Raw genomic sequence first — 511 nt, forward strand, 5'->3', positions numbered from 1 at the left:
TTTTAAACTTTATTATTTTGCAGGGTGATTTTCCTTTCTTGATCTCACAATAATAATTTTCCTTAATGGTCATACATTTTGATCCGTCTGTCCATAATTTAATTTCCCCTTTACTTTTTTTAACTGGCTTAATGATTACCGTACTTGTATTAGGTATGACGATTGGTCTACTAGCCAAACTCATCGGGCATATAGGGTTAATAATCATTCCATCTATACTTGGATGTACTATTGGACCTCCTGCAGCCATTGAGTAGGCTGTTGAACCCGTAGTTGTAGCTACAATCAATCCATCACCTTTATATTCATTTACCTTCTCATTATCTATTTCAATTTGTATTTGGTTGGTCGGAGAAATATCTTCTTCAACGGATTTAAAATAAAAATCATTTAAGGCGTTATAGCTTTTTGTGATTTTTTTCTCAGAACTTGTCCCCTCAATACAAACATTGCAATTTAATCTATTACGAAAGTCAATTAAATATTCTTCGTTTTCAAGGATTTCAATAAA

General features: G+C 32.1%; 1 pseudogene. It reads right to left on the minus strand.

Features of this window, described 5'->3' with window-relative positions:
• Positions 1-511, minus strand: a pseudogene (locus AMO19_RS03435) (NAD(+)/NADH kinase); the annotation flags it as partial.

The organism is Prochlorococcus marinus, assembly GCF_001180245.1.
GTDB lineage: Bacteria > Cyanobacteriota > Cyanobacteriia > PCC-6307 > Cyanobiaceae > Prochlorococcus_A > Prochlorococcus_A marinus_F.